The following is a 24855-nucleotide window of genomic DNA, read 5'->3' as shown; positions in this document are numbered from 1 at the left end:
CAGATGTTTTCGCTGCGAATCGCGGCGGGCGTTGTCGTCCTGGATGCGGAACACGCGCCTTCGGCGTTCTGTCAGAATGCACCGCATGAGTGTGGAGCACGCGGGACTCATCGTGTGGGACGTTGACGGCACCCTCATTCCGGCTGACCTGCGCCTGCTCCGCAGGGCTATCGCGCGCACCTACAGAATCCCGGAAGCCGATGTTGTCTTCCCCAAGTCCCGCGTCCACGGCTACACAGATGAATCGATCGTCATTGATGCCGCTCTTGCCTCCGGAGTGCCGAATGACGCTGCGGAGTATGGAGTTGAAGTATTCCCGGAGCAATTGATGCAGGTCATGGCAGACGGAGAGGCCGAACTGGCGCGGGACCAGCCTGCGTATCCGGGCCCGGCAAAGACGATCGCGACCCTGAACAAGCGCGGTTTCGTTCAGACGGTTCTCACCGGTAATCTGCGCTGCGCGGCTGAGGTCAAGCTTCGGATCACTGGCCTGGATGCGTACCTGGACTTGGACATTGGCGCGTTCGGGTCCGATGCTCGCGAAAGGTCCGACCTCCCGGCGGTGATTGCCGAACTGTATCCAGCCAGGTACGGCGACGCGCTCGACCCTTCCCGAACTGTGGTCATCGGTGATGCGCCCAATGACATCGCTTGTGCACGTCACGCTGGATTCCATGTCATCATCGTGACCCACCGGACGGGCCGTGAAGAACTCGCCGAGTACTCGCCGGATGTGATAGTCGATGCGCTGGACCCGGATACGATCGCCACGGCCGTGGAGTCGCTGGTCACGGGTTGAGACCCGCGATCCTTTCCGCCAGTTCGCGAACGGGCCGTTCGGTCCTCCACGGGGCCAACCTCTCGATCGCGCGCTGGGCCCGTTCGATTCCGCGCTGATTACCCATCTCCTTCAGGCTCTCGTAGGTGTCGCAGATGACCTGGCATCCTTCCTCGAGCTCGCCGTTGAGCACATACGCGCTCGCGAGGTCCACACGCGCAGCCAACGCGACGTTATGGTCCCCCTGCCCGGTCTCTTGCACGGCCGCTTCGAGCGCCGCAATCGCCTTCGCGGGTTCGTTGAGAAAAAGCCGGCAGGTGCCTTCATGCACACGTAGGCGAGCGGTGTTCCAGTCGCTGAACAATCCGGTCCGGTCCGCCTCGCCGATCTGGTCGACCGCGCGGGTGCGCGGCCGTCAACGCTTTCCTGCATTCTCGGGGAAGTTCCAACACCGCGAACGCCTGCGCCTGCTCCGCTGCGATCCGCGCTTGAGCCGACGTGGGAAGTGCATGGCCGAATGCAGCCGCCTCTCTCAACATTCGCAGGCCAATCACGATGTCACCGTCGGCACCGATCAACGTGGCGGCATCGGATCGGAGATTGCTCTCGAAGATCCTCGCTATCCCGCTCAGCAGTGGGTCATGGAGCTTATCGGCGAGCTGTCGCGCATAGACACAGTTCGCCAGTGCCATCGGCCGATCGCCAACCGCACTCCACAACCGGCTCGCCACGATCGAGGTCTCTCCCAGCAGTGCACCCAGCAGACCTTTGATCCGATCGTCATGCGCGGCCCGGAACAGCTCGGCTACCGAATCACGGTGTGCTGCAATGAGACCGACCAGTGCATCCGGAGCGATGCTCTGCCGCTGGCTCGCCAGCAATCGCGTCACAGATGTGAAGCTGACGAGCGTTCGCTCCGTGATCGGACCTGAACGCGCCAGCGCCGCAACGGAATCGGGCTGCACGAGCTCAGATAGGTCGAATGCCGCCGATGAGGTTGGGAACGCCTGCTCGACGGAGAGATGCCCACTCGGCGCGGCTCCGGCCGTGGCAATCCGTGGATCGAGCAGCGCCGCCCGCAGCGAAGATTCGTCGACCACGGCGGGCCACGCCGCCGAAGGTTCGCGTGCCCTGTCCGCGCCCGCACCCGGTGGCGTGGGCCGTGATTGTCTGCGCTTGGTCGACTGCTCCGTCTTGGCCTGCGCGCGTAGTGCGATCAGTGCCCCACCCGCACCGAGCGCGCTATCGATGGCAGATATCAGATCCTCGGAGGGCAGAGTGGCGTCCTGCCACTCGGTCATCGATACGTACTGACGCGAGTACCCGGCCTTGGATGCCAACACGCGCTGGCTCATATCAGCCGCACGCCTCAACCTCCTGATTTCGCGCGCCAGTTCGTTGGCGACGGCTGCAGCCCGCCGCTCCGGTTCGATGGCCGGATCGGTCATCGCCACTCCCCGCACATGCCCTCATTCTGGCTGCTGGCAAGGGGTGGCAGGTCGGTTATCTGGCGACTTGCCACCTTCCCGAACGCATCGCTGCCGGGTTCTCTCGAAGTAGGTAGCCGTCACCACGAATTTGAGGGCAGTCATGAAGAGTGCGCTTCCGACAGCATTCGGCCATGTTGATGAAGAACGTTCAGGTCTTGGTGCTCAATGGAATCGAGCACAGGTTGCGCGCCTGGCGCGGCAGTTGGGATACGCCCTGATCTGGCCGTCCGACTCGTCGCCCCTGCCTCTGATCGACCAGGTGAGTGCCGCCGATGTGGATGCGGTACTTGTTCCATCCTTGCAGGACCTCGACGCACTCATTATCGATCGGCTGATGTGTATGTGCGATGTGGAGGTCGTAGCACCTCGACAGAGCTTCGCGCGGTATCTCGGAGGAGAGCGCGGATGCCAGGTCTGACTCCCTTGGCGTTGCCGGACTTCGCGGTGCTGGGTGCGCTCAACTTGGCAGGCAAGGCGTTGACGATCGAGGGTGTCGCGGCAGGGGTGTCGCTGCCTCCATCCGGGCCTGGCAATTCCCTCGGCCAAGAGTCGATTCGACGCATAATTGCGCGATTGGCGGCCCGGGGGTTGGTCGAATCCGGCACGGACGAAAGCTGGCAGCTCACCCAGCGCGGACGCGTCCTGTGGGCAGCCAAGGGGAAGCGATTCACCCTGTGATCACGCCTGATCGGGCGTGCTCGTCATCACCTGGCCAATCTACGCACCGCCGGATCGCTCGCGGGGCCGGTGATCGAGGAGACCCTGCGCTACCGGAATGTCCGCTAGTGCACCGCCGTTCAGGGCGGTGGTGACAGTGGACGTGGGAGGGCCGCCAAGGCCCGAGCGTGCCTTAAACCGGGCGGTTCTGCTGCTCGATGTACTGGCAGCGGACCGAAATTGGTGCGCCGCCGACCGATCCAGCGAAGTAGGAACCCGATCACAAGCGTTGCGCCCGCCAGCAGTGGCGGACCAGTTCTGGGAACTCTTGGCGCATTCGCCGCGACGAGATGCCTTTGAGGGATTTCACCAGCCGCGACAGGGCGACCTTGGGTGGGAAGTTCACCAGCAGGTGAACGTGGTCGGTTTCGCCGTTGAACTCGACAAGCTCGCATTCGAAGTCTTCGCAGACGGCCCGCATGATCTGCTCCATCCGCTCCAGGTGCCGATCGGTGAACACGCGATGCCGGTACTTGGTCACGAAAACCAAACGGCACGGAGAGCGGAAATGCAGTGCCTACCTTTTCTAACATCACCCATGTCTGCCGAACCAATACGATAATATCGAGATATGCAGTTGCGGTACAACTTTCGCGTCTATCCGACGCCGGGTCAGCGGGTCGCGCTGGCGCAGGCGTTCGGATGCGCGCGGGTGGTGTACAACGATGCATTGGCTGCGCGGGAGACCGCGCGCCGCGACGGGCAGCCGTATATCAAGGATGCGGAACTGTCGAAAGCGTTGACCGAAGCCAAGGGCACTCCGGAACGTGCGTGGCTTTCGGAGGTGTCGTCGGTGGTGTTGCAGCAGGCGCTCACCGATCTGAACACCGCCTACCGCAACTTCTTCGCCTCGATCACGGGGAAGCGGCGCGGCGCGCGGGTAGGTCCGCCTCGGTTCCGCTCGCGCAAGGACAATCGGCAATCGATCCGGTTCACCCGCAACGCGCGGTTCGCGGTCACTGCCGGCGGCAAGCTGCGGCTGCCGAAGGTTGGCGAACTGGCGGTGCGCTGGTCGCGGGAGCTGCCGTCGGAGCCGTCGTCGGTCACGATCATCAAGGACGCGTCGGGACGGTATTTCGCGTCGTTCGTCGTGCAGACCGACGATCAGCCGCTTGCGCCAGTTGCTTGCGAGGTTGGCATCGACCTGGGCTTGTCGACGTTCGCGGTCCTGTCGGACGGCAAGACGATCGCCTCCCCCCGTTTCCTCCGTCGCGCCGAGCGCAAGCTCCGCAAGGCTCAGCAGTCCTTGTCACGGAAGGAGAAAGGCTCGGCGAATCGGGCCAAAGCCCGGTTGAAGGTCGCCAAGGCTCACGCGAAAGTGTCGGATACGCACCGTGATTGGGCGCACAAACAGTCCACGACGATCATCCGCGACAACCAAGCGGTGTACGTCGAGGACTTGTGCGTGAAAGGTCTTGCGCGTACTCGGTTGGCGAAGTCGGTCCACGATGCCGGGTGGGGCATGTTCACCCGCATGTTGGAGGAGAAGGCCGACCGGTACGGGCGCACCTTCGCCAGGGTGGACCGCTGGTTCCCGTCCAGTCAGTTGTGTTCCGAATGCGGAGCGCTGAGCGGGAAGAAACCCCTGCACGTGCGTGAATGGACGTGCGCCTGCGGAGCCGTCCACGACCGCGATCTGAACGCGGCACGCAACATCCTCGCCGCCGGACGGGCGGAGAGGTTAAACGCCTGCGGAGGGACCGTCAGTCTTTCCGCCTAGCGGAAAGCAAGTCCCAGTGAAACAGGAACCCACCGAGAGCGCCCGACAGGGCGCTGGCAGGAATCTCCGGCTTTCAGGCCGGAGAGGACGTCAAGACCCGCCGGTACAACAACAACAACAACTGGGGTTTCCCGCGCATCGCCCGCGACCCGATTACCTTGCCGGGCATCGAGATCGCGGCGGGCGACATGATCGTCATGCTGCTCGCCGCCGCGAACCGTGATCCGGAGATTTTCGCGGAGCCCGGCCGCTTCGATCCGGCCCGCCAGAACCGGCATCTGGCCTTCGGTCTCGGCCAGCACTTCTGCCTGGGCGCACCGCTGGCCCGGCTGGAGGCCGATATCGCCGTGACCCGATTCGCGCGGCGCGTGCGCGAACCCCGGCTCGACTGCGAGCGTCCGCCGTATCGGGAACACGTCACGCTGCGCGGACCGGCCGCGATCCCGTTGTCCTACACCGAGATTCTGCCCGCTAGCGGCGATTCATGAGCGCGCTGAGGGCATCGGTGCCGGTGGTGCGGGAACCGCCCGCGAAGGCCAGTCCGGCCAGCGAGCGTTCGGCCGCCTCGGCATGGCCCGCTCCGCAGGCGTCGGTCACCACGATGGGCAGGTAGCCGAGGTCGGTGGCGTGCCGCACCGTGGGTTCGATGCCGACCTCCATGGCGATGCCCGCCACCGCGAAAGCGCCGATTCCCAAGTCCCGCAGGGCGATATCGAGCGGCGTCGCGGCGAAGGCGGACATGGTGATCTTGTCGAAGACGACCTCGTCGGGACCCGGGGACAGCTCGGGCACCAACTCGTACTGCGGCGAGCCCTGCGCGAAGGCGGACCGCACCTCGGCCGGATCGTCCACGTGCTGCCACTCCATGGCGGTGCGCAACTGCGAAATCCCCGCCGCCGCCGGAGGGATCGACATGTGGCGGGTGTAGAAGACGCGGAAACCGTTCGCCCGCGCCGCATCCCGCAACCGCACGCAGGATTTCACGATGCTCTCGCCGTCGGGCAGCTGCCCCACGATGCCGACCTGCATGTCGTAGATCAGCAGCGCCATGCGTTCCGGGTGGCAGGCGTCCTCGACGGTCTGCGGAATGGTCAGGCCGTAGGCTTGTCGCATGACGGCCTCACCGGGTGCGATCGTAGGGTTCCGCGACATCCACCGAGGCGTCCATCAGCGCCTCGATCGGCAGCGGCGCCGTGACCGGCACATACGTCCACTCCAGGAACCCCTTCCTGGTGAGCGGGAAGTCGTTGACGTATCGCTGCGCCTCCTCGACACTGTCGACCTCGAACACGATGACCACCCCCGGCTCGTCAACGCGGGCGTAGTTCTCCCGCACGATGCCCGCCTTCCACAGCCGCCACACATTGGCGACCTCCTCGGGCAGATACGGGGCGATGGTCTCCAGCGTGACGCCGGACTTGAATCGATCGAATGCGATGACCTTCATGGGAATTCATGAAAGTCCCCTGATTACAGTGTTACAAGAACGCACTTTTCGGTAAGTACCGGAGGCGAGATGCCGGCGAAGCGCTACCACTGCCCGGTCGAGGTGACCGTCGATCTGATCGGGGGCAAATGGAAGGCGGTCATTCTGGCGCACCTCAAGGAGGGGGTGCGGCGGTATGGGGAGTTGCGGCGGCTCATGCCGGACACCAGCGAGAAGATGCTGGTTCAGCAGTTGCGGGAGCTGGAGTCCGATGGGCTGGTGCGGCGCACGGTGTTTCCCGCCGTCCCGCCGCAGGTGGAGTACGACCTCACCGACGAGGGGTGGAGTCTGGTCCCGGTGCTGACCGCGCTCTACGAGTGGGGTGAGAAGCGCAGCGCGCGAACGGGTCTCGTCATCGAGACGCCGTGACGCGCCCCGCGTCCGGGTTCGTCAGGCGGCGCGGTCGGTGCGCTCGGTGTGGTCCGGTCCGATGCCCTCCGCCTCACACTGCGCCCGGTGCATGGCGCACCGGTACTTCGGCCCCGGCTTGATGTAGGCGGGGTCCAGCCGCTGGGCGAAGGTGAGGTTGTCACGCCGCCAGCAATCGATGCACACCGGCTCCTTCATGGCGTCCTCCTCGGTCATCGCTCGCGAAAGGTATGCGCGAGAGGGATTCCCATCCCCGGCCTGATTCGGATATACCCTCGGCAACTCTTTCATAACGGATGTGGGCCAATAGCCGACCGGTCGGTTGCCTATCTACGGTCGGGGGAGCGCCGGAGGCAGGCGATCAGGCCGCCCAGGATGACCACGTAGACGATGACATAGCAGTTCAGCAGGATCTGCGAGATCGGCCAGGACGGCGGGAACAGGAACCAGCCGACCACCACCCAGCGATCGGTCCAGTGGTAGGCCCAGGCGCCGGTGGTCAGGTAGAGGAAACCGGCCGCCGACCACCAACGCGGTTCCGACGCGGCACGGTTGATCAGGTAGACGAACAGCGGCAGGAACCAGACCCAGTGGTGGTTCCAGGAGAACGGGGAGACCGCGCACGAGGTCAGGCCCGCGGTGGTGACGGTGAGCAGTCTCTCGCCACGGCTGTAGAGCGCCGCCGCGAGCAGCAGGCCGCCGACCGCGACCGGCACCGCGATCAGCAGCCACAGCCACTGCGGCACCTGATGGCCCGAGAGATGAGCGATCACGCCTCGCAGTGACTGATTGGCCGGCTGAGTGTCGGGGGCGATGCGGTCCGACTGGAAGAACGTCCTGGTCCAGTACTGCTTCGAATCGGACGGAAGGACGGCGCCGGCGACCAGGATCGTCATGATGAAGGTGGTCGCGGCCACCACGGCCGCCCGCCACTGCCGCAGCACCAGCAACTGCGCCACGAAATACAGCGGCACCAGCTTGATGCCCGCGGCCAGCCCGGTGCCCACGCCGCGCAACCGGCTACCCTCCGGGCGCGAGAAGTCCCAGAGGATCAGCGCCATCAGTACGAGGTTGATCTGGCCGTAGTACAGCGTGGTGCGCACCGGCTCCAGGAACATGGCCGTCGCCGCCAGCAGGGCGCTGATCCCGGCGAGCCGCCAGGTGAGGCGGTGGCCGAGTACACGCCAGCACAACAGGACACAGCCGTAGAGCACGCAAATGTTCAGTGCCAGCCAGGAATTCGTGACGTAGCCCCACGGCACCATCAGGATCGGCAGGAACATCAGCGTGGAGAACGGCGTGTAGGTGTAGGACAGGCCGCGATGCGTCGTCTCGGTGTAGAGCGGATGGTCGTGGTAGATCTTCCACGCGCCGTCCCGGTAGACGTGGACGTCGAAGCCGCCCGCCAGAAAACCCACCTGGTCCAGCCACGGATCCACGGTCGCGAAGATCAGCACCAGCGACAGCACCGCACCGAAGGCCAGCACGATCAGCGTCGTCCTGGGCCACGCCGGTGGTGGCCCACCGGAATCCTCGATGACAGCACTGTCGTTCGTCCTTGCACCGATCAACACCAGACCCACCTCGGATGTGCGATACACACTGCTGGGCTCGAGAAATGCTGAACACGAACGCTTCAGCCCGCCCGCCTTGACGCTCCCGGCCAGCGGCCGGCCGATCCGCGCTCTGCGTAGCGCGAATTCGGATTCTCAGCACCCTACCGTCCACAGCGGACGGTGCGGTCACATGCCCGACCGACTGGTCTGGAGTGATAGGCGGCGCGCATTGGCGATGATGGCGTCGGCCAGCGCCTGCTCCGGATCCGCCAGCCGGGTGCGGCGGTGCATGAGAACGAAATCCAGTTCCCCCAATTCGGGGAGCCGGGGGTCGGTGAGCGGGACCAGCCCATCGGGCAGCACACCCGCCGCGTGCGCGATCACCCCGAGCCCGGCCAGGGCCGCCGCCCGCAGTCCGAGCAGGCTGTCGCTGACACACACGACCCGGCAGGTACGGCCCGCGTGCTCGAGCGCGCGCAGCGCCTGCTGCCGGGTCAGGCTCGGCTCCGGGTAGGTGACCAAGGGCACAGGATTCTCGAATTCCGTTGTGGCCGAACGCCCCGCCCACACCAGCCGGTCCCGCCACAGCAGCGTACCGTGCCGCTCGCCCGGCAGCCGCTTGCCGAAGACCAGGTCGAGTTCGCCTGCGGCCATGCGGGATTTGAGGGTCTCACTCAGGCCGACGGTGAGCTCGAGATCGACGCCCGGATGGGTGCGCTGGAACTCCACCAGGATGTCGGGGAGCGCGCGGGCCATCACATCGTCGGACGCGCCCAGCCGCACCAGGCCGGTGAGGGCGGAACCGGAGAAGTAGGCCTGGGCCTGGGCCTGCGCGTCGAGGATGGCGCGGGCGAAGCCGATCATGGCCGCGCCGTCGGCGGTGAGCGCCAGATTGCGGGTGTCGCGGCGGAACAGCTCCCGCCCGGCGGCCTGTTCCAAACGGGCGATATGGCCGCTCACGGTGGACTGGCGCAGGCCCAGCTGACGGCCCGCGGCGGTGAAGCCGCCGGCCCGCTCCACGGCCAGGAAGGTGCGTAGCAGCTCGGGTTCGAACATGCGGGTAATTATCACGTATCCCGATGAGAGATATCGGATCGAACGACTATCGCGATCAGCATCCGCGCTCCTACCGTCGAAACGTGCAGCTCCTCGCCAAACTCCGCATCGACTCCTTCATGCTGGGCATCCTCGCCACCGTGGCGCTGGCCGCCCTGCTGCCCGCGCGCGGGGACGCGGCCGAGGTGCTGGACTGGGCCACCAAGATCGCCATCGCGGTGCTGTTCCTGCTCTACGGCGCCCGCCTGGAACCCCGTGAGGCCCTCGCCGGACTGCGGCACTGGCGACTCCACTCCGGAGTACTGGCAGCCACTTTCGTGATCTTCCCGCTGCTGGGCCTGGCCCTGCGGGTGCTGGTGCCGAGCGTGCTCACCCCGGACCTGTACACCGGTGTGCTGTTCCTGTGCCTGGTGCCCTCGACGGTGCAGTCCTCCATCGCCTTCACCTCGATGGCACGGGGCAATGTGGCGGGCGCGGTGGTGAGCGCCTCACTGTCGAATCTGATCGGCGTCTTCGCGACCCCGCTGCTCGTGATGGCCTGCATGAAAACTACGGCAGGCGTACATGTTTCACCATCGGCGGTGCTCGCCATCGTGGTCCAGCTGCTGCTGCCGTTCCTGGCCGGGCAGCTGCTGCGCCCCCGCCTGGGCTGGGTGCTCGGCCATCCGGCAGCCACCAAGACGGTGGATCGCGGCTCGGTCTACCTGGTCGTCTACGCGGCGTTCAGCGCCGGTGTGACAGCGGGCATCTGGCACGATCTGTCGGCCCGGGTGCTGGTGTCCACGGTGCTGGTCTGTGCGGCCCTGCTGGCCACCGTGCTGGCCCTCACCACGCTGGGTGGCCGCCTGCTCGGCTTCTCCCGCACGGACCGCATCGTGCTGACCTTCTGCGGCTCCAAGAAGAGCCTCGCCACCGGCCTGCCCATGGCCTCGGTGCTGTTCGCCGGGCATCCGGTCGGCCTGATCGTGTTGCCGCTCATGATCTTCCACCAGATCCAGCTCTTCACCTGCGCGGCTCTGGCCCAGCGCTATGCCCGCCGGGCGGACCCGGTGGAAGCCGAGTTGCCCAGCGGTGCAGTGGAACCGGTGTGATCGGTCAGTGCTCCTCGTTCACCGGTGTGCCGGTTTTGCTCGCACCCCAGTGATTGAAGACCAGATTGAGCACGAAGACCACGATCACGGCCGAGGTGATCGGGCTGCCCGCGATCATCTGGAAGTCGGCCGGGAACTTGGTGTAGATATTCGGGGCCACCGCCGGCAGCAGCGCCACCGACAGCGTGACCGCGATGATCAGCATATTGCTGGTGCCCTCGAACTGGACCTTGTGCAGCACCCGCAGCCCGACCGCGGTGACCATGGCGAACATGACCGTTGCCGCACCGCCGATCACCGGACCCGGCAGTGCCGCAACCACACTGCCGACCTTGGGCACCAGCCCGAGCGCCACCAGCATGCCGCCGCAGGCCGCGACCACCCAGCGGCTGCGCACGCCGGTCAGCCCGACCAGGCCGACATTCTCTGCGAAGGCGGTGTCGGGGAAGGAGTTCATGAATCCGGCCAGCACCGCGGAGAGTCCGTCGGCGGCCAGGCCGCGTCCCAGGTCCGCGGGCTCGAGTTGCTTGTCGACCATTTCGGCGACGGCGACCATATCGGCGGTGGACTCGGTGAAGGTCACCAGCATGACCACACACATGGAGATGATCGCGCCGAGATGGAACTCGGGGGCGCCGAAGATGAACGGCCGCGAGATCGCGAACCAGCCCGAGGACCCGACCGCCGACATGTCGACCAGATGCATGGGCACCGCCACCAGCGTGCCGATCATGACACTGATCAGCACGGCCAGCTGGGCGATCAGCCCGCGGGCGAACCGGTGGATCACCACGATGAGCGCGATCACCAGCCCGGCCAGCGCGATATGCGAAATCTGGCCGTAGTCGGCCGCTTTCGGGTCGTCGCCGGCGATCAGCCCGGCGTCCGCGCCGATCAGCGACAGCCCGATCACACAGATCACGCAGCCCGACACCAGCGGCGGGAAGAACCGCACCACCTTGGCGAAGAAGCGGGCGATGATCAGACCGAATACGCCCGACACCAGGATCGCGCCGTAGACGGTGGGCAGCCCGGCCTCGCCGCCGCCGAATTGCTGCGCGATCAGGATCATGGGCGAGACCACGGTGAAGGTCGCGCCCGCGACCACCGGCAGCCGGACACCGAGAATCCGGCCGATGCCGACCGACTGGATGATGGTGACGATGCCGGAGACCAGCAGATCGGCATTCACCAGCAGGCCGATGGTGTGGGCCGGCAGTTTCAGCGCCCCGCCGACGAGCAGCGGCACCGCGACCGCGCCCGCGTACATGATCGCCAGGTGCTGCAGGCCCAGCAGCGCCAATCGTGGGGGCGGCGGGATTTCGTCGACCGGATGCCGGGGCCGGGCGACGCCGATATCGGGTTTACGGGAGGGGCGCGAAAAGCGCATTTGCATGATGCCTCCTGGAACGCGTGAACAACGGCCCGAACAGGCCGCGACCACGACCCGAATGATGACGCAGGAAATACCTGTCCCGCAGCAGATTGTTCGATTGTCCAGCCGGTTCGGCGCGCCTCCCGGCCGCCTTCGTATTTTCCTACAGAATCCCGCGGCGCGCGTCCCCTCGTGTTGACCGAATATCGTGCCGCGACGTAGGTTCGGGGCCTCGTAACCCGTGGTCACAGGCAGGAGGCGACCGGATGTCCACCAATTCCGACCTGCGTCGCCTCGCCCACCGGACGGTGTGGGTGCCCGGCCGCGTGGCGCACGGCTGCTGAGGCGCGGCTTTTCTCGACGAGCGGAATTAATCCGCGAACACTGGATAGTGCACTCGACGTAGAAGGCAGCCTGCAATGGCAATTTTCATGACGGTGAACGGGAAGACCACGACGATTTCTCCCGCCGCGCCGCATACCTCTCTGCTGGACTTTCTCCGGGAGCTCGGGCTCACGGGATGCAAGGAGGGTTGCGCGGAGGGCGAATGCGGCGCGTGTTCGGTGCTGGTGGCCCGGCCGGGAGTGGCCGAGCCGACCGAATGGGTGGCGATCAATGCCTGCCTGGTGCCCGCCGTCGCGCTGGACGGACAGGAGATCGTCACCGTCGAGGGCCTGGGCGGCCCCGCGCGGCTGCATCCGGTGCAGCGTGAGATGGCGGTGCGCGGCGGATCGCAATGTGGTTACTGCACACCGGGATTCGTGTGCAGCATGGCCGCGGAGTACTACCGGCCGGATCGGCGGGCGCTCGACGAGATCGCACCCGACTGCGCGCATGCCGAGACCGGGCCCAATGGCTTCGATCTGCACGCGCTCAGCGGCAATCTGTGCCGGTGCACCGGCTACCGGCCCATCCGCGATGCGGCGTTCGCGGTCGGCGAGCCCGAGGCCGATGACGAACTGGCCCGGCGGCTCGCCTCCGACCCGCCGGAACTGGTGGCGACCGACTTCAGTTCCGGTGGGCAGCGTTTCGTCCGGCCTGCGACCCTCGCCGACGCACTCCGGCTGCTGCGTGAGCACCCGGACGCCACGGTGGTGGCGGGCAGCACCGACCTGGGCGTCGAGGTGAACCTCCGCGGCCGGCGGGCGGAGTACACGCTGGCCGTCGATCAGCTGCCCGAACTGCGTGCGCTGACCATCGGCGCGGACCGGATCGAGCTGGGCGCGGCGCTCACCCTCACCGAGATCGAACGCCGCCTCGCCGGGCGGGTGCCGCTGCTGTCGGAGTTGTTCCCGCAGTTCGCCTCCCGGCTCATCCGCAATGCGGCCACCCTGGGCGGCAACCTCGGCACCGGCTCGCCCATCGGCGACGCACCGCCGGTGCTGCTGGCGCTGGCGGCGTCGGTCGTGCTGGCCGACGCCGCCAGCGAGCGTGAGGTCGCGCTGGCCGACTACTTCACCGGCTACCGGTGCTCGGTGCGGCGGCCGGACGAGCTCATCAAGTCCGTCCGGATTCCACTGCCGCTGGCGCCGGTGACCGCCTTCCACAAGATCGCCAAGCGCCGCTTCGACGACATCTCCAGCGTCGCAGTGGCTTTCGCGCTCGACATCGAGGACGGTCTGGTCCGCACCGCGCGCATCGGGCTGGGCGGTGTGGCCGCCACCCCGGTGCGCGCCTACGACACCGAGGCGGCCCTCGTGGGCCGGCCGTGGACCGAATCGACCGTGATAGCCGCCGCGCAGGTGTTGCGGGACGAGGGCACTCCGCTCGACGATCACCGCGCCAGCGCGCGGTATCGCAGCGCCATGCTCGGGGAGAGCCTGCGCAAACTGTTCGCCGAGACCGAACCCGCGGGGGTGCTGTCATGAGCCACCTGTCGCAACGACCCGAGAATCCCGCGGTGGGTGTGGCGCTGCCGCACGAGAGCGCCGCCCTGCACGTCACCGGGGCCGCGCTCTACACCGACGACCTGGTGTACCGCACCAAGGATGTGCTGCACGCGTATCCGGTGCAGGTGCCGCACGCGCACGCGCGCATCACCGCCCTGCACACCGCGCCCGCGCTGGGCGTGCCGGGCGTGGTGCGGGTGCTCACCGCGGCGGACGTGCCCGGCATCAACGATGCCGGCGTCAAGCACGACGAGCCGCTGTTCCCCGACGAGGTCTGCTTCCACGGCCACGCCGTCTGCTGGGTGCTGGCCGAGACCCTGGAGGCCGCGCGGCTGGGCGCGGCGGCGATCGAGGTGGAGCTGGAGCCGCTGCCCTCGCTGATCACGATCGAGGACGCCGTGGCGGCCGGCAGCTTCCAGGGCGCGCATCCCCAGGTGCGGCGCGGCGACCTGGAATCCGGGTTCGCGGCCTCGGCGCACGTGTTCACCGGTGAGATCCACTTCTCCGATCAAGAACACTTCTACCTCGAAACCCATGCCGCCCTGGCGCATGTCGACGAGGGCGGGCAGGTGTTCGTGCAGTCCAGCACGCAGCATCCGTCGGAGACCCAGGAGATTGTGGCCCACGTACTCGGGCTGCACAGTCACGAGGTGACCGTGCAATGCCTGCGCATGGGCGGCGGATTCGGCGGCAAGGAGATGCAGCCGCACGGCTTCGCGGCCATCGCGGCGCTCGGCGCGACCCTCACCGGGCGTCCGGTCCGGTTGCGGCTCAACCGAACCCAGGACCTGACCATGTCCGGCAAGCGGCACGGATTCCACGCGCAATGGCGGGTCGGATTCGACGCCGACGGGCACATTCAGGCCCTGGACACCACCCTGACCTCGGACGGCGGCTGGAGCCTGGACCTCTCGGAACCGGTGCTGGCCCGCGCGCTCTGCCATGTCGACAACCTGTACTGGATTCCCAACGCGCGCTTCACCGGTCGCATCGCCAAGACCAACAAGCCCTCCAACACCGCCTTCCGGGGCTTCGGCGGTCCGCAGGGCATGCTCGTCATGGAGGACCTGCTGGGCCGGTGCGCGCCGCTGCTCGGCCTGGATCCGATGGAACTGCGCCGCCGCAACTTCTACCATGCCGGGCAGACCACGCCCTACGGGCAGCAGGTGCGCCACCCCGAACGCATCACCGCCACCTGGGACCAGGTGCTCGCACGCGGTGAGATCGCCACGCGCACACGGGAGATCGCGGCCTTCAATGCCACGCATCCGCACGTGAAGCGCGGGCTGGCCGTGACCGGCGTCAAGTTCGGCATCTCGTTCAATATGACGGCCTTCAACCAGGCCGGGGCGCTGGTGCTGATCTACAAGGACGGGTCGGTGCTGATCAATCACGGCGGCACCGAGATGGGGCAGGGCCTGCACACCAAGATGCTGCAGGTGGCGGCCACCACACTGGGCATCCCGCTGGACAAGGTGCGGCTCGCGCCGACGCGAACGGACAAGGTGCCCAACACCTCCGCGACCGCGGCGAGTTCGGGGGCCGACCTGAACGGCGCGGCCATCAAGAACGCCTGCGAGCAGCTGCGCGAACGCCTGTTGCAGGTGGCGGCGGCTCGGCTGGGGGTCCATGCCTCCGACGTCCGCATCGCCGACGGCGTCGCCCGCGCCCTGGGCCCCGGTGACGCGGTCGTCGAGTGGAACGACCTGTGCCGGACGGCCTATCTGCAGCGAGTTCAGCTGTCGGCGGCCGGTTTCTACCGCACCGAGGGCCTGCACTGGGACGCGAAGACCATGCACGGCTCGCCGTTCAAGTACTTCGCCTACGGCACCGCCGCCGCCGAGGTGGAGGTGGACGGCTTCACCGGCGCGTACCACATCCGCCGCGTCGACATCGTCCACGATGTCGGCGACAGCCTGTCCCCGCTCATCGATATCGGCCAGATCGAGGGGGGCTTCGTGCAGGGTGCGGGCTGGCTGACGCTCGAGGACATCCGCTGGGACACCGGTGACGGACCCGGCCGCGGGCGGCTGCTCACCCAGGCGGCGAGCACCTACAAGCTGCCCAGCTTCTCGGAGATGCCCGAGGTCTTCAATGTCACCCTGCTGCAGCACGCGCACGAGGAGGGCGTGGTGTACGGGTCCAAGGCGGTGGGGGAGCCGCCGCTCATGCTGGCGTTCTCGGTGCGCGAGGCGCTGCGCCAGGCCGCCGCGGCCTTCGGACCGGACGGGGTGAGCGTCGAGCTGGGCGCACCCGCCACGCCGGAGGCGGTGTACTGGGCTCTCGACGCGGCCCGGCGGGCCCGCGAATTCGCCACCGGGGAAAGCCTTTCCGCCCGTGCGTGACATGACCTGGGTGACCGCGGTCGCGCGCCTGCGCGACCGGCGGGAACCCGGCGTCCTGGTGACGGTGGCGTCCGTGCGCGGCCACGCACCGCGCCGGGCGGGCGCGAAAATGGTGGTGGGACAGTCCGATATCTGGGGTTCGATCGGCGGCGGCAATGTCGAGGCCGTCGCCGTCGAGCGCGCCCGCGAGCTGATCGCGAAACCGCACGCCGAACCCGAGCTGATGGAATTCGCCCTCAACGACAAGGTCGTCGGTCAGCACGGTGTCCAATGCTGCGGCGGCACGGTGACCGTGCTGCTCGAGCCGTTGCCGGTGCGCCCTGCGGTGGCGATCTTCGGGGTCGGTCACGTCGGGCTGGAACTGGCCCGCATCCTGGCCCGTCAGGATGTCGACCTGCACCTGATCGACTCCCGGCCCGAGGTGCTCTCCGGGGAACGGCTCGCGCCGCTGGACGACGCCATCGCGCGGGTCCATACCCATCACACGCCGCTGCTGCCGGAGCAGGTCCTCGACCGGCTGCCGCCCGGCACCCACGTCCTGATCATGACCCACGATCACGCCGAGGACGCCGCCCTCTGCGATGCCGCCCTGCGCGCCGACGACCTCGGCACCATCGGCCTGATCGGATCCCCGGCCAAGTGGGCGCGGTTCCGGAAGCGGCTCACCACCGAGGGCGGTCATTCGCCGGAAGCCCTGGGCCGCATCAAGACTCCGATCGGGCTGGCCGATATCACCGGGAAGGAACCGGCCGTCATCGCGGTGAGCGTCGCGGCGGATCTGTTGCACACTTTCGAACTCGGAGCGCGCACCACCGACTGACGCCGTGGCCGGCCGCCGGGGTCAGTGGGTGGCCGCCAGCTCCACGCTGTGGGTGCCGGCGCGGCGGCCCGAGAAGACGCAGTCGGCCAGGGACAGGCCGCTCACGTACGAGTTCGAGCACACCCCGACCGCGGCCCGGCCCGCCGCGAACAGACCCGGGATGGCCGCACCGGATTCGGTACGGACTGCGCCCGTCTCCTCGTCCACCAGCAGCCCGCCCAGGGTGAGCATGGGCATCGGGTAGGTCAGCCGGGACCTGAACGAGATATCCAGCAGCGCAAAGGGTCCCGCGTGCAACGGGCGGCGGATGTCGTCGGGCTTGCCCATGGGGTCGGGCAGCTGCTGCTCGATGGCGCGATTGTGCGCGTCCACGGTCTTGCGCAGGGCCGCCGGGTCGATGCCGGCCCTGGCCGCGACCTCCTCGACGGTCCGGCCGGTCACGCTGCCGAACCGCAGCAGCCGCTCGGCCTGCATACGCTGGAACCACACCGACTGCTTCCCGATCTGGCGGCGCGCCTCATCGGCCAGCCGCGCATCGACCAGCAGCCAGGCCCGATGCCCCGGACTCGCGGCGATGGCCGCGCCCAGGGCCGCACCGTAGCGGGACTCGTCGATCATGCGCTGCCCGTTGGCATCCACGGCGATCGAGCCGAAGTAGGCGCTCGGCGGGGCGATGAAGCGCCAGGTGGACAGCGCGTCCATGCGACCGGTGGCCGCGCCCGCCGCCCGGGCCATGGCGATGCCGCTGCCGTCGTCACCGGCGGTGCCCAGCGGCAGGCCCTCGGCCCACGGATAGCCGGGCGCGTGCTCGGCGACCATCGCGCCATTGGCGATGAAGCCACCGGTCGTGAGGATGACCCCCGACCGCGCCCGGATGCGCACCGGCGCCCCGTAGCGCCGCTCGATGCGCGCCAGCAGCGCCTGCACCGCCTTGCGCGAACCCTGGTGGTACACACCGGGTTTCGCCGAGATCCGGGCCAGTGCGGCGAACCTGCGCTGCACCGCCGCGGGCGCGCCGCTGATCGTGGTCGCCTCGATGCCGACCACCCGGCCGTCCTCGACCACGAGTCGCGTTGCCCGGGTGCCCGTTCGAACGCGCACTCCGTGTTTCGCCGCCGACTCGGCGAGCGGACCGAACAGCTTCTTGCCGGACACGCCGCGTCCGTGCGCGCGATGCCCGCGCTGCCGCGGTCGCGCCAATTCGCGGAAGCCGCCGGAGTTTTCGCTGCCCGAGTAGTACAGGTAGTAGTCGTCGGTGGGGTACGAGGTCTTGAAGGGGCACAGCGACGGCTGGAACGGCACCCCGTGCCCGGTCAGCCAATCGATCAGTGCGGGCGACTCCTCGCAGAACCTGCGCAGCGTCCGCTCGCTCACGGTGTCGCCGACCTCGGCGCGCAGATACGCGAGCATGTTCTCCACGTCGTCCTCGACCCCGGCCGCGCGCTGCACCCAGGTGCCTCCGCCCGCGTACACGATTCCGCCGGACAGCGCGGTCGCCCCGCCGCCCAGGTAGCGGTCCAGGGCGAGCACGTCGGCGCCCGACTCCCGCGCGGCCAGCGCCGCCGCGACGCCCGCGCCGCCGTATCCGACCACCACCACATCGGCCGAAGAGTCCCAGGTACGCACCGTTGCGTTCACCTTCCCGAGTGAAGAAATCCCAGCGAGGTGAACTATAACGTGTTCTAGTTCGGTGTGTGGTTCGCGGCGAGCCGGTCGCGGATGACCGGAAGGCCGGTTACCGTCGGACGGGTGGCCAGCAAGTCAGCCGCACCGGCGATCGAGGTGCCGGTCGGCGAACACACGGTGCGCGTGTCCAATCCGGATCGGGTGTACTTCCCGGAGACCGGGGCGACCAAGCTCGACCTGGTGCAGTACTACCTGAGCGTCGGCGACGGGATCGTCAACGCCTTGCGGGACCGGCCGTGCATGCTGCACCGCTTCCCGAAGGGCCTGCCCGGCGGCAAGGTCCACCAGAAACGCCTGCCCGGCGGTGCACCGGACTGGATTCCGACTGTCCAGCTGTACTTTCCGCGCTACGGCCGCACCGCCGACGAACTCTGCGTCGAGAAGCTCGCCGACGTGATCTGGGCGGTGCAGATGTCGACGGTCGAGTTCCATCCCTGGAACTCGCGCCGCTTCGATACCGAACTCCCCGACGAATGGCGCATCGACCTCGACCCCATGCCGGACTGCCCGTGGTCGCGAGTGCAGCGGGTGGCCGGGGTCGTGCACGAGGTGCTCGACGAGCTGGGTGCGGTCGGCTGGCCGAAAACCTCCGGCGGCAAGGGATTGCACGTCTACGTCCGCATCGCGCCCCGCTTCGGATTCCAGGAGGTACGCCGGGCCGCGCTGGCCTTCGCTCGCGAGGTGGAGCGGCGCGCGCCCGCGGACGTCACCACCGCCTGGTGGCGCAAGGATCGCGATCCGGCGCAGCTGTTCGTGGACTACAACCAGAACGCCCGCGACCACACCATCGCCGCCGCGTACTCGGTGCGTGGCGTGCCCGAGGCGACGGTGTCGACTCCGGTGCGCTGGAACGAGATTCCCGAGGTGCACCCCGGCGACTTCACTATGAAGACCGTGCCCGCGCGCTACGCCGAACTCGGCGACCTGCACGCCGGTATCGACGAGGCGGTGTTCGACATCGAACCGCTGCTGGAGTGGGCCGACCGCGACCGGATCGACGTCGACCTCGACGAGGGCGGCGGCGACTAGAGCTCGCCGGTTCCGCCGGCCAGATGCACCACGGTGAGCAGCAGGCAGGCGGCGTGCCGGAAACGGCCGCCCCGGGTCAGCGACCCGGCCCGGTGCGCGCGGGGGGTGAGTACGCTTCCAAGTGGACGGACGTAGTGCCCGAGGTGACACGGCCGGCGCAGGAGGCGCGGGATGGAGTGGTTCATCGCACCGGAATACTGGTTCGCGCGACAGGTGATCGAGCGCGGGATCGCGGCCATCTATCTGATCGCGTTCGTGGCGGCGGCCCGGCAGTTCCGGGCGCTGACCGGGGAACACGGCATGCTGCCGGTACCGCGGTTCGTGGCGCGGCGACCGTTCCGGGTGGCGCCGAGCGTCTTTCAGCTGCACTACACCGACCGGTTCTACGCGACGGTGGCCTGGAGCGGGGCGGCGGTGTCGGCGGCCCTGGTGGCCGGGGTCGCGGATCTGCTGCCGCTGTGGGCGGCCGTGGCGGTGTGGCTGCTGGTGTGGGTGCTGTACCTGTCGATCGTCAATGTGGGGCAGGTCTGGTATTCGTTCGGGTGGGAGTCGCTGCTGCTGGAGGCCGGTTTCCTGGTCGCGTTCCTCGGCAACGACCGGGTGGCCCCGCCGGTGCTGGTGGTGTGGCTGGCCCGGTGGCTGGTGTTCCGGGTGGAGTTCGGGGCGGGGCTGATCAAACTGCGCGGTGACAGTTGCTGGCGGGATCTGACCTGCCTCTACTACCACCACGAGACCCAGCCCATGCCCGGCCCGCTGAGCTGGTTCTTCCACCAGCTGCCGCGGCCGCTGCACCGGATCGAGGCGGGGGCCAATCACGTCGCGCAATTGGTGGTGCCCTTCGGGCTCTTCGCGCCACAGCCGATCGCGAGCGTGGCGGCCGGAATCATCATCGTCACGCAGCTGTGGCTGGTGCTGTCGGGCAACTTCGCCTTCCTCAACTGGCTGGTCATCGTGCTCGCCTGGTCCGCCGTCTCCGATTCCGCGGTGGCAAAGGTGTTTCCGATACCCGCGGCGCCGGCTCTGCCGGACTCGCCGCTCTGGTTCACGGTGCCGGTATTCGTCTTCGTGGCCTGCACCGTGGTGCTCAGCTACCTGCCGGTCCGCAATATGCTGTCGAGCCATCAGCGAATGAACCAGTCCTACAATCCTTTCCATCTGATCAATACCTTCGGCGCGTTCGGGGTCGTCGACCGCATCCGCTACGAGGTGGTCGTCGAGGGCACCGGCGAAGTCGCGCTCACCGCCCACACCCACTGGCGCGAATACGAATTCAAGGGCAAGCCCGGCGACCCCCGCCGGCTGCCCCGCCAGTGGGCCCCGTACCACCTGCGCCTGGACTGGCTCATGTGGTTCGCGGCCCACTCGTCCAGCTATGCCCGGCCGTGGTTCGACGGCCTCCTCCAGCGCCTGCTGCGCAACGACCCCGCCACCCTGCGCCTGCTCCGCCGCAATCCCTTCCCGGACGTCCCGCCCCGTTACATCCGCGCCCGGCTCTACGAGTACCGCTTCACCAGTCCCCGTGAACTTCTCGAGACCCACGCCTGGTGGGTTCGCACCCTGGTCGGCGAATACGCGCCGCCGATGTTCTCACCGCGCATCTCGCGCGTGACCCGGACATAATGCGGCATGGGTTTCTTCAGGCCGCGCTGCCCGGTGGGGGAGGTGGAACGGCTCTGGGTCGAGGAGATGCTGTCCTGGTGCGCCACCCAATTCGGTACCAGGACGTTGCGCACCCCGGTCATCCTCCCGACGTCCGACTACTTCCCGGACACCTACTCGGGCGCCGAATCGCAGGTGCTCGCGGTCGTGGAGCGGGTGGTCCGGTACATGGGGGTGGGGCGGGATCGCATTGTCGTGGAACTCGATTCGGCCGGTGCGGCGCCGCTCGACCAGCTCATGCAGCTGGAGGGCGCGGCCCGCGGCGAGGCCGGGCACTACCGGCTAGAGCACGGGCGGGCGGTGGTGACGCTCGAACTGGCGCGCCTGCGCTCACCGGTCACCCTGGTGGCGACCGTCGCCCACGAACTGGCCCACGAGCGGCTGCTCGGTGAGCAGCGCATCGCACCGGACCGGCACGACGGCGAACAACTCACCGATCTGGCCACGGTTTACCTCGGCCTCGGCGTCTTCAATGCCAATGCGGCCTTCCAGTTCTCGCAGAACAGCCGCGGCTGGCGCTCCCAGCGTCTGGGCTATCTCTCCCAGCCCATGTACGGCTACGCTTTGGCCTGCTGGACGGTCATGCGCGGCGACCTTCGCCCCGCCTGGTCGGCCCACCTCGATACCAACCCCCGTGTCTACATGAAGCAGTCCCTCAAATACCTGCGAGCCAACCCCGACGCCCTCCCCGGCTGGCGGGCCGCGGCGTTCGAATCCTGAAGCCGGCCCTCGGATCCGCAAGTCCGGATCCGAGGGCCGTGCGGCCGCGACTACGCGGTGCTACTCACGCCGCCGTTCTCCAGGTGACCGGCGAAGTGCCTGCGCCAGTTGGAGTTTCCGGACAGGCTGAGCGTCAGGTCGTACCAGCCCTGGTCGAGCGGGGCGGTGATATCGCGTTTGGATCCGGCGTCGATCGTGGCCGGGGAACCGCCGCTCACCTGGACCGTCAGTGCCGAGCTGCCGGAATTGCTCACGGTGACAATGAAAGTGGGCTGATCGGTGGTGCCACCGACGGCGGCGGTGGCGGTGAGGGCCGCGGTATCGGCGGTGCCCGCGGCCTCGACGAGGAACCCGTTGGGGGCGTGGATCGCGAAGTCGTAGGAGCCGCCGAGCTGGAATCGCTCCTGGGCGGTGCCGCCCGGGACCACCACGGTCTGGCGGATCGAATTGTCGTGGTAGGCAAAGGTCTGGAACGGCATGGCCACCGTGCCCTGGTTGCCGTACCGGGCCGTCGCGGCGTTGCCGGCGACCTCCACCCAGGCGACCGGCTGATAGGGCAGCGGCCGGGCCTTGGCGCGGCCCGCGTCCTGGACCGGCATCTGCTGTCCGGCGGGGGAGGGCGGGGTCGGCTTGGGCAGGTTCTTCTGACCGGCCGCGCGGGCGCGCTCGGCATTGGCGTCGGGCAGGGTGGGAATACTGGTGTCGCGCTTGCCGAAATCGAAGCAGCTGGTGAGGTCGCCGCACACCGCGCGCCGCCAGGCCGAGATATTGGGTTCGGCGACGCCGGTCCACTGCTCCAGGAAGCGCAGCACCGAAGTGTGGTCGAACACTTGGGAATTCACGTAGCCGCCGCGGCTCCACGGCGAGATGACCAGCATCGGTACCCGCGGTCCCAGGCCGATCGGCGACTGCCCGCCCAGCAGCGCCCCGGCCCGGCTGATCAGGGTGTCCATGGTCGCGGACCCTGAGGCCAGCCCGAGCGTCGCCGAGCCGGAATTCAGGTCGGTGCCGGTGATCTCCAGCGACGGCAGGATCTCATCGGGGGTGCCGGGCGGCGCGGTCGGCGGCACCACATGGTCGAAGAAGCCGTCGTTCTCGTCGTAATTGACGAGCAGGACCGTCGACTCCCACAGTTTCGGGTTGTCCCACAGGGCCTGCAGGACACGCTGGATGTAGGCGGCGCCGTCGGCGGGACGGTAGGCGGGGTGCTCGGAGTAGCCGGCGGGCGCGACCACCCAGGACACCTGCGGCAGGGTGCCGGCGGCGCAATCGGAAATGAACTGCTGCAGCACGTAGTCGACATTGGTGCCATCGGTGCCGGCCGGTGCGGGCGTCATACCGGTGCTCGTCACCTTGGCACGATCGGCCAGCTGGCGGACCGCGGGATCGGACGAGGCCGCCGCGTCGTGATACGCGCGGAACAGCCACAGCGGATTGTCGCCGAAGTCGGCGAGGAAGTCGCCGCCGCTGTGCGAGTCGGCGTACACCTGCCACGAGATTCCGGCCTGCTGCAGGCGTTCCGGATAGGTGGTCCAGGTGTAGACGGGCCGATAGTCCGGGGGATTGGACACGGCGGGGCCGCCCGCGCGCCCGGCGGCGTCGATGGTGCCGGTCCAGTGGAACAGGCGGTTCGGCGTGGTGGGTCCCTGGATCGAACAGAAGTAGTGATCGCAGATGGTGAACGCGGAGGCCAGTGCGCGATGGAAGGGAATGTCGGCCTCGGTGAAGTAGCCCATGGTCATCTTGGACTTGGCCGCGATCCAGGAGTGGTAGGCGCCATCGGCCCACGCCATGTGCGTGGTGTTCCAGTCGTGCGCCAGATCGCCGAGATCCTGCCCGTCCACCCGGCTGGTGTCGACGTGCCAGGGCAGCAGGAACCCGGTGCTGCTGAACGCATCCGGCTGATGGAACGCGTCCCGGTTGTCGCCGCCCGCCGACCCGCTGCTGCTCCCGCTGCCCGAACCGCTGCTCGATCCGCTCGCCGAACCGCTGGCGCTCCCGGTGCCCGCCGACCCGCTGCCCAGATCGGTCCCGGGTCCGCCGGCGAGGGCGGTGTCCATGGCCGCCTGCAGGATCGGGTCGTAGCCGCCGGCGGGCAGCCTGACGGCGCGCCTGTCACCGAAACCCCGGACGCCGCTCATGGTTCCGAAGTAGTGATCGAACGAGCGGTTCTCCTGCATGAGGATCACCACGTGCTGAACCTGATCCAACGAACCCGAGCGCCCCGGTTCTGCCAGCGCCGCCGCCATGCCCTCCGGCAGCCCGGTTACCCCCGCCGCGCCCGCCGCCAGCATCGACCCCAGCACCGTCCGCCGATTCGCGGTACCGAACCCACGACCCATCAAGAAATCTCCGTTCAGGCTGTCAGTGACGACCCACACCCCCGCCGACGTGTTGTGTACGCCCGGGCGGCGCGGCAGACGCTACCGCGTCACTTCTCGATCTGCATCGTTGTCGATTGGTGTCCGGCGGACATCAATTGGCGCGCCGACTATCAACACAGGCCTTCGAAGGATCACGAATTTCTGATTCCGTGTTCCCTTGCGCTGTGTTCCAATGTCTCTGGGCGTGGGTGAAGCCGCTCGTATTCGTAGGAAATCCAGACCGGTGTTGACACCGCCGATTCTCGGGGGCTCAGTCCGTTTATCCACGGTGTCAACACGAAAAATATTAGAGCACAACTGGATTGAGCTGAAACGCTATTTTTCGCGCCATTGACAAGACTGGGTTGTCAATCGAAGTCGCGGCGGTTCCCTGGTTTGCGGACCAGCCGGAAGAAATCATGTGCAACGCCGGCTGGTCGGAATGATTGCGCGACAGGATTTTTCGACGCGGGTTCCCGGAAGAAACGAAGGAATATGCGCAAGAATCCGAGGCATATCACCGCTGCCGATCCGGCGCTGGTCGGGGCGAGGATGACGTGGACGGGCGATATCGGGGCGCTCATCACACGCGGTGTGATCCTGCGTAGCCGGCGCGGAGCGGCGGCCGAGTGTGACCCGACGGCTGAGCTGACATCCGCCTACCGGGAACTGCTGACCATCGGCATTCCCTCGGAACCAGGGAACG

At 67.8% G+C, this 24855-nt stretch carries 23 protein-coding genes and 1 pseudogene; 13 read left to right on the top strand and 11 right to left on the bottom strand.

Annotated elements, in window-relative coordinates; translation table 11 throughout:
* Positions 1–85 precede the first annotated feature (85 nt).
* Complete coding sequence (locus AB0L60_RS33615) at positions 86–799, top strand: HAD family hydrolase (protein ID WP_364622484.1); 714 nt, start codon at positions 86–88, stop codon at positions 797–799.
* Here AB0L60_RS33615 and AB0L60_RS33610 read toward each other — a convergent pair.
* Both AB0L60_RS33610 and AB0L60_RS33605 read right to left on the bottom strand, forming a co-directional pair.
* Complete coding sequence (locus AB0L60_RS33610) at positions 789–1109, bottom strand: hypothetical protein (RefSeq protein ID WP_364622481.1); 321 nt, start codon at positions 1107–1109, stop codon at positions 789–791. The genes AB0L60_RS33615 and AB0L60_RS33610 overlap by 11 nt on opposite strands.
* Entirely contained in the window at positions 1102–2226 is a 1125-nt protein-coding gene (locus AB0L60_RS33605; RefSeq protein WP_364622478.1) for a helix-turn-helix transcriptional regulator, read from the bottom strand. Before AB0L60_RS33605 ends, AB0L60_RS33610 begins: the two co-directional genes overlap by 8 nt.
* A gap of 142 nt (positions 2227–2368) precedes the next feature.
* On the opposite strand from AB0L60_RS33605, the gene AB0L60_RS33600 reads away from it, so the two are divergent.
* A complete protein-coding gene (locus tag AB0L60_RS33600; RefSeq protein ID WP_364622475.1) occupies positions 2369–2686 on the top strand; it encodes a hypothetical protein in 318 nt (105 codons plus the stop codon).
* Positions 2674–2946 (top strand): hypothetical protein, encoded by a 273-nt coding sequence (locus tag AB0L60_RS33595; RefSeq protein ID WP_364622472.1) that lies wholly within the window; start codon positions 2674–2676, stop codon positions 2944–2946. The genes AB0L60_RS33600 and AB0L60_RS33595 overlap by 13 nt, the downstream gene beginning before the upstream one ends.
* Positions 2947–3118: 172 nt before the next feature.
* Here AB0L60_RS33595 and tnpA read toward each other — a convergent pair.
* Positions 3119–3525, bottom strand: a pseudogene (tnpA, locus tag AB0L60_RS33590) (IS200/IS605 family transposase).
* A gap of 31 nt (positions 3526–3556) precedes the next feature.
* Between tnpA and AB0L60_RS33585 the strand changes: the two are divergent.
* Positions 3557–4705 carry a transposase gene (locus AB0L60_RS33585; protein ID WP_364622469.1) on the top strand — a complete coding sequence of 383 codons (1149 nt, stop codon included), beginning with the start codon at positions 3557–3559 and terminating at the stop codon, positions 4703–4705.
* A 53-nt stretch (positions 4706–4758) separates the two neighbouring features.
* Positions 4759–5193: a cytochrome P450 gene (locus tag AB0L60_RS33580; protein WP_364622625.1), complete on the top strand. Its 435-nt coding sequence runs from the start codon at positions 4759–4761 to the stop codon at positions 5191–5193.
* Here the strand turns inward: AB0L60_RS33580 and AB0L60_RS33575 are convergent.
* Both AB0L60_RS33575 and AB0L60_RS33570 read right to left on the bottom strand, forming a co-directional pair.
* On the bottom strand, positions 5177–5818 hold the full coding sequence (locus tag AB0L60_RS33575; protein ID WP_364622465.1) for a cysteine hydrolase: 642 nt from the start codon (positions 5816–5818) through the stop codon (positions 5177–5179). The genes AB0L60_RS33580 and AB0L60_RS33575 overlap by 17 nt on opposite strands.
* 7 nt (positions 5819–5825) lie before the next feature.
* Entirely contained in the window at positions 5826–6152 is a 327-nt protein-coding gene (locus tag AB0L60_RS33570; RefSeq protein WP_364622462.1) for a hypothetical protein, read from the bottom strand.
* A gap of 69 nt (positions 6153–6221) precedes the next feature.
* Between AB0L60_RS33570 and AB0L60_RS33565 the strand changes: the two genes are divergently transcribed.
* A complete protein-coding gene (locus AB0L60_RS33565) occupies positions 6222–6560 on the top strand; it encodes a helix-turn-helix domain-containing protein (protein WP_354841679.1) in 339 nt (112 codons plus the stop codon).
* Positions 6561–6581: 21 nt separating this feature from the next.
* Here AB0L60_RS33565 and AB0L60_RS33560 read toward each other — a convergent pair whose 3' ends face one another.
* From AB0L60_RS33560 to AB0L60_RS33550, 3 genes are all read right to left on the bottom strand, one after another.
* Positions 6582–6776 (bottom strand): hypothetical protein, encoded by a 195-nt coding sequence (locus tag AB0L60_RS33560; RefSeq protein ID WP_364622458.1) that lies wholly within the window; start codon positions 6774–6776, stop codon positions 6582–6584.
* Between the two features lie 110 nt (positions 6777–6886).
* Entirely contained in the window at positions 6887–8134 is a 1248-nt protein-coding gene (locus AB0L60_RS33555; protein WP_364622455.1) for a glycosyltransferase 87 family protein, read from the bottom strand.
* 168 nt (positions 8135–8302) lie between these two features.
* A complete protein-coding gene (locus AB0L60_RS33550) occupies positions 8303–9172 on the bottom strand; it encodes a LysR family transcriptional regulator (RefSeq protein WP_364622451.1) in 870 nt (289 codons plus the stop codon).
* A gap of 83 nt (positions 9173–9255) precedes the next feature.
* Between AB0L60_RS33550 and AB0L60_RS33545 the strand changes: the two genes are divergently transcribed.
* Positions 9256–10263 carry a bile acid:sodium symporter family protein gene (locus tag AB0L60_RS33545; protein ID WP_364622448.1) on the top strand — a complete coding sequence of 336 codons (1008 nt, stop codon included), beginning with the start codon at positions 9256–9258 and terminating at the stop codon, positions 10261–10263.
* 4 nt (positions 10264–10267) lie between these two features.
* Here the strand turns inward: AB0L60_RS33545 and AB0L60_RS33540 are convergent, their stop codons facing one another.
* A complete protein-coding gene (locus AB0L60_RS33540) occupies positions 10268–11659 on the bottom strand; it encodes a nucleobase:cation symporter-2 family protein (protein WP_364622445.1) in 1392 nt (463 codons plus the stop codon).
* 398 nt (positions 11660–12057) lie between these two features.
* Between AB0L60_RS33540 and AB0L60_RS33535 the strand changes: the two genes are divergently transcribed.
* Genes AB0L60_RS33535 through xdhC form a run of 3 tightly spaced genes read left to right on the top strand, consistent with a single transcriptional unit; the run spans position 12058 to position 16692 of the window.
* A complete protein-coding gene (locus AB0L60_RS33535) occupies positions 12058–13506 on the top strand; it encodes an FAD binding domain-containing protein (protein ID WP_364622442.1) in 1449 nt (482 codons plus the stop codon).
* A complete protein-coding gene (xdhB, locus tag AB0L60_RS33530) occupies positions 13503–15872 on the top strand; it encodes a xanthine dehydrogenase molybdopterin binding subunit (protein ID WP_364622439.1) in 2370 nt (789 codons plus the stop codon). The genes AB0L60_RS33535 and xdhB overlap by 4 nt, the downstream gene beginning before the upstream one ends.
* Before the next feature lies 1 nt (position 15873).
* Positions 15874–16692, top strand: coding sequence for a xanthine dehydrogenase accessory protein XdhC (gene xdhC, locus AB0L60_RS33525; protein WP_364622623.1), 819 nt, complete (start codon positions 15874–15876; stop codon positions 16690–16692).
* 21 nt (positions 16693–16713) lie between these two features.
* On the opposite strand, the gene AB0L60_RS33520 is transcribed toward xdhC, so the two are convergent.
* The gene (locus tag AB0L60_RS33520; RefSeq protein WP_364622436.1) at positions 16714–18330 is read right to left on the bottom strand and encodes an FAD-binding protein; all 1617 of its coding nucleotides are present in this window, start codon (positions 18328–18330) and stop codon (positions 16714–16716) included.
* 81 nt (positions 18331–18411) lie between these two features.
* On the opposite strand from AB0L60_RS33520, the gene ligD reads away from it, so the two are divergent.
* From ligD to AB0L60_RS33505, 3 genes are all read left to right on the top strand, one after another.
* Positions 18412–19407 carry a non-homologous end-joining DNA ligase gene (ligD, locus tag AB0L60_RS33515; RefSeq protein ID WP_364622433.1) on the top strand — a complete coding sequence of 332 codons (996 nt, stop codon included), beginning with the start codon at positions 18412–18414 and terminating at the stop codon, positions 19405–19407.
* A gap of 171 nt (positions 19408–19578) precedes the next feature.
* A complete protein-coding gene (locus AB0L60_RS33510) occupies positions 19579–21027 on the top strand; it encodes a lipase maturation factor family protein (RefSeq protein WP_364622430.1) in 1449 nt (482 codons plus the stop codon).
* 6 nt (positions 21028–21033) lie between these two features.
* On the top strand, positions 21034–21786 hold the full coding sequence (locus AB0L60_RS33505; RefSeq protein ID WP_364622427.1) for a hypothetical protein: 753 nt from the start codon (positions 21034–21036) through the stop codon (positions 21784–21786).
* 50 nt (positions 21787–21836) lie between these two features.
* On the opposite strand, the gene AB0L60_RS33500 is transcribed toward AB0L60_RS33505, so the two are convergent.
* On the bottom strand, positions 21837–24080 hold the full coding sequence (locus AB0L60_RS33500) for a phosphocholine-specific phospholipase C (protein ID WP_364622620.1): 2244 nt from the start codon (positions 24078–24080) through the stop codon (positions 21837–21839).
* Positions 24081–24855 lie beyond the last annotated feature (775 nt).

Source organism: Nocardia sp. NPDC051981, from assembly GCF_040680715.1.
Lineage (GTDB): Bacteria > Actinomycetota > Actinomycetes > Mycobacteriales > Mycobacteriaceae > Nocardia.
Note: the sequence above shows the minus strand (reverse complement) of the source record. Positions and strands in the feature narration are given on the sequence as shown.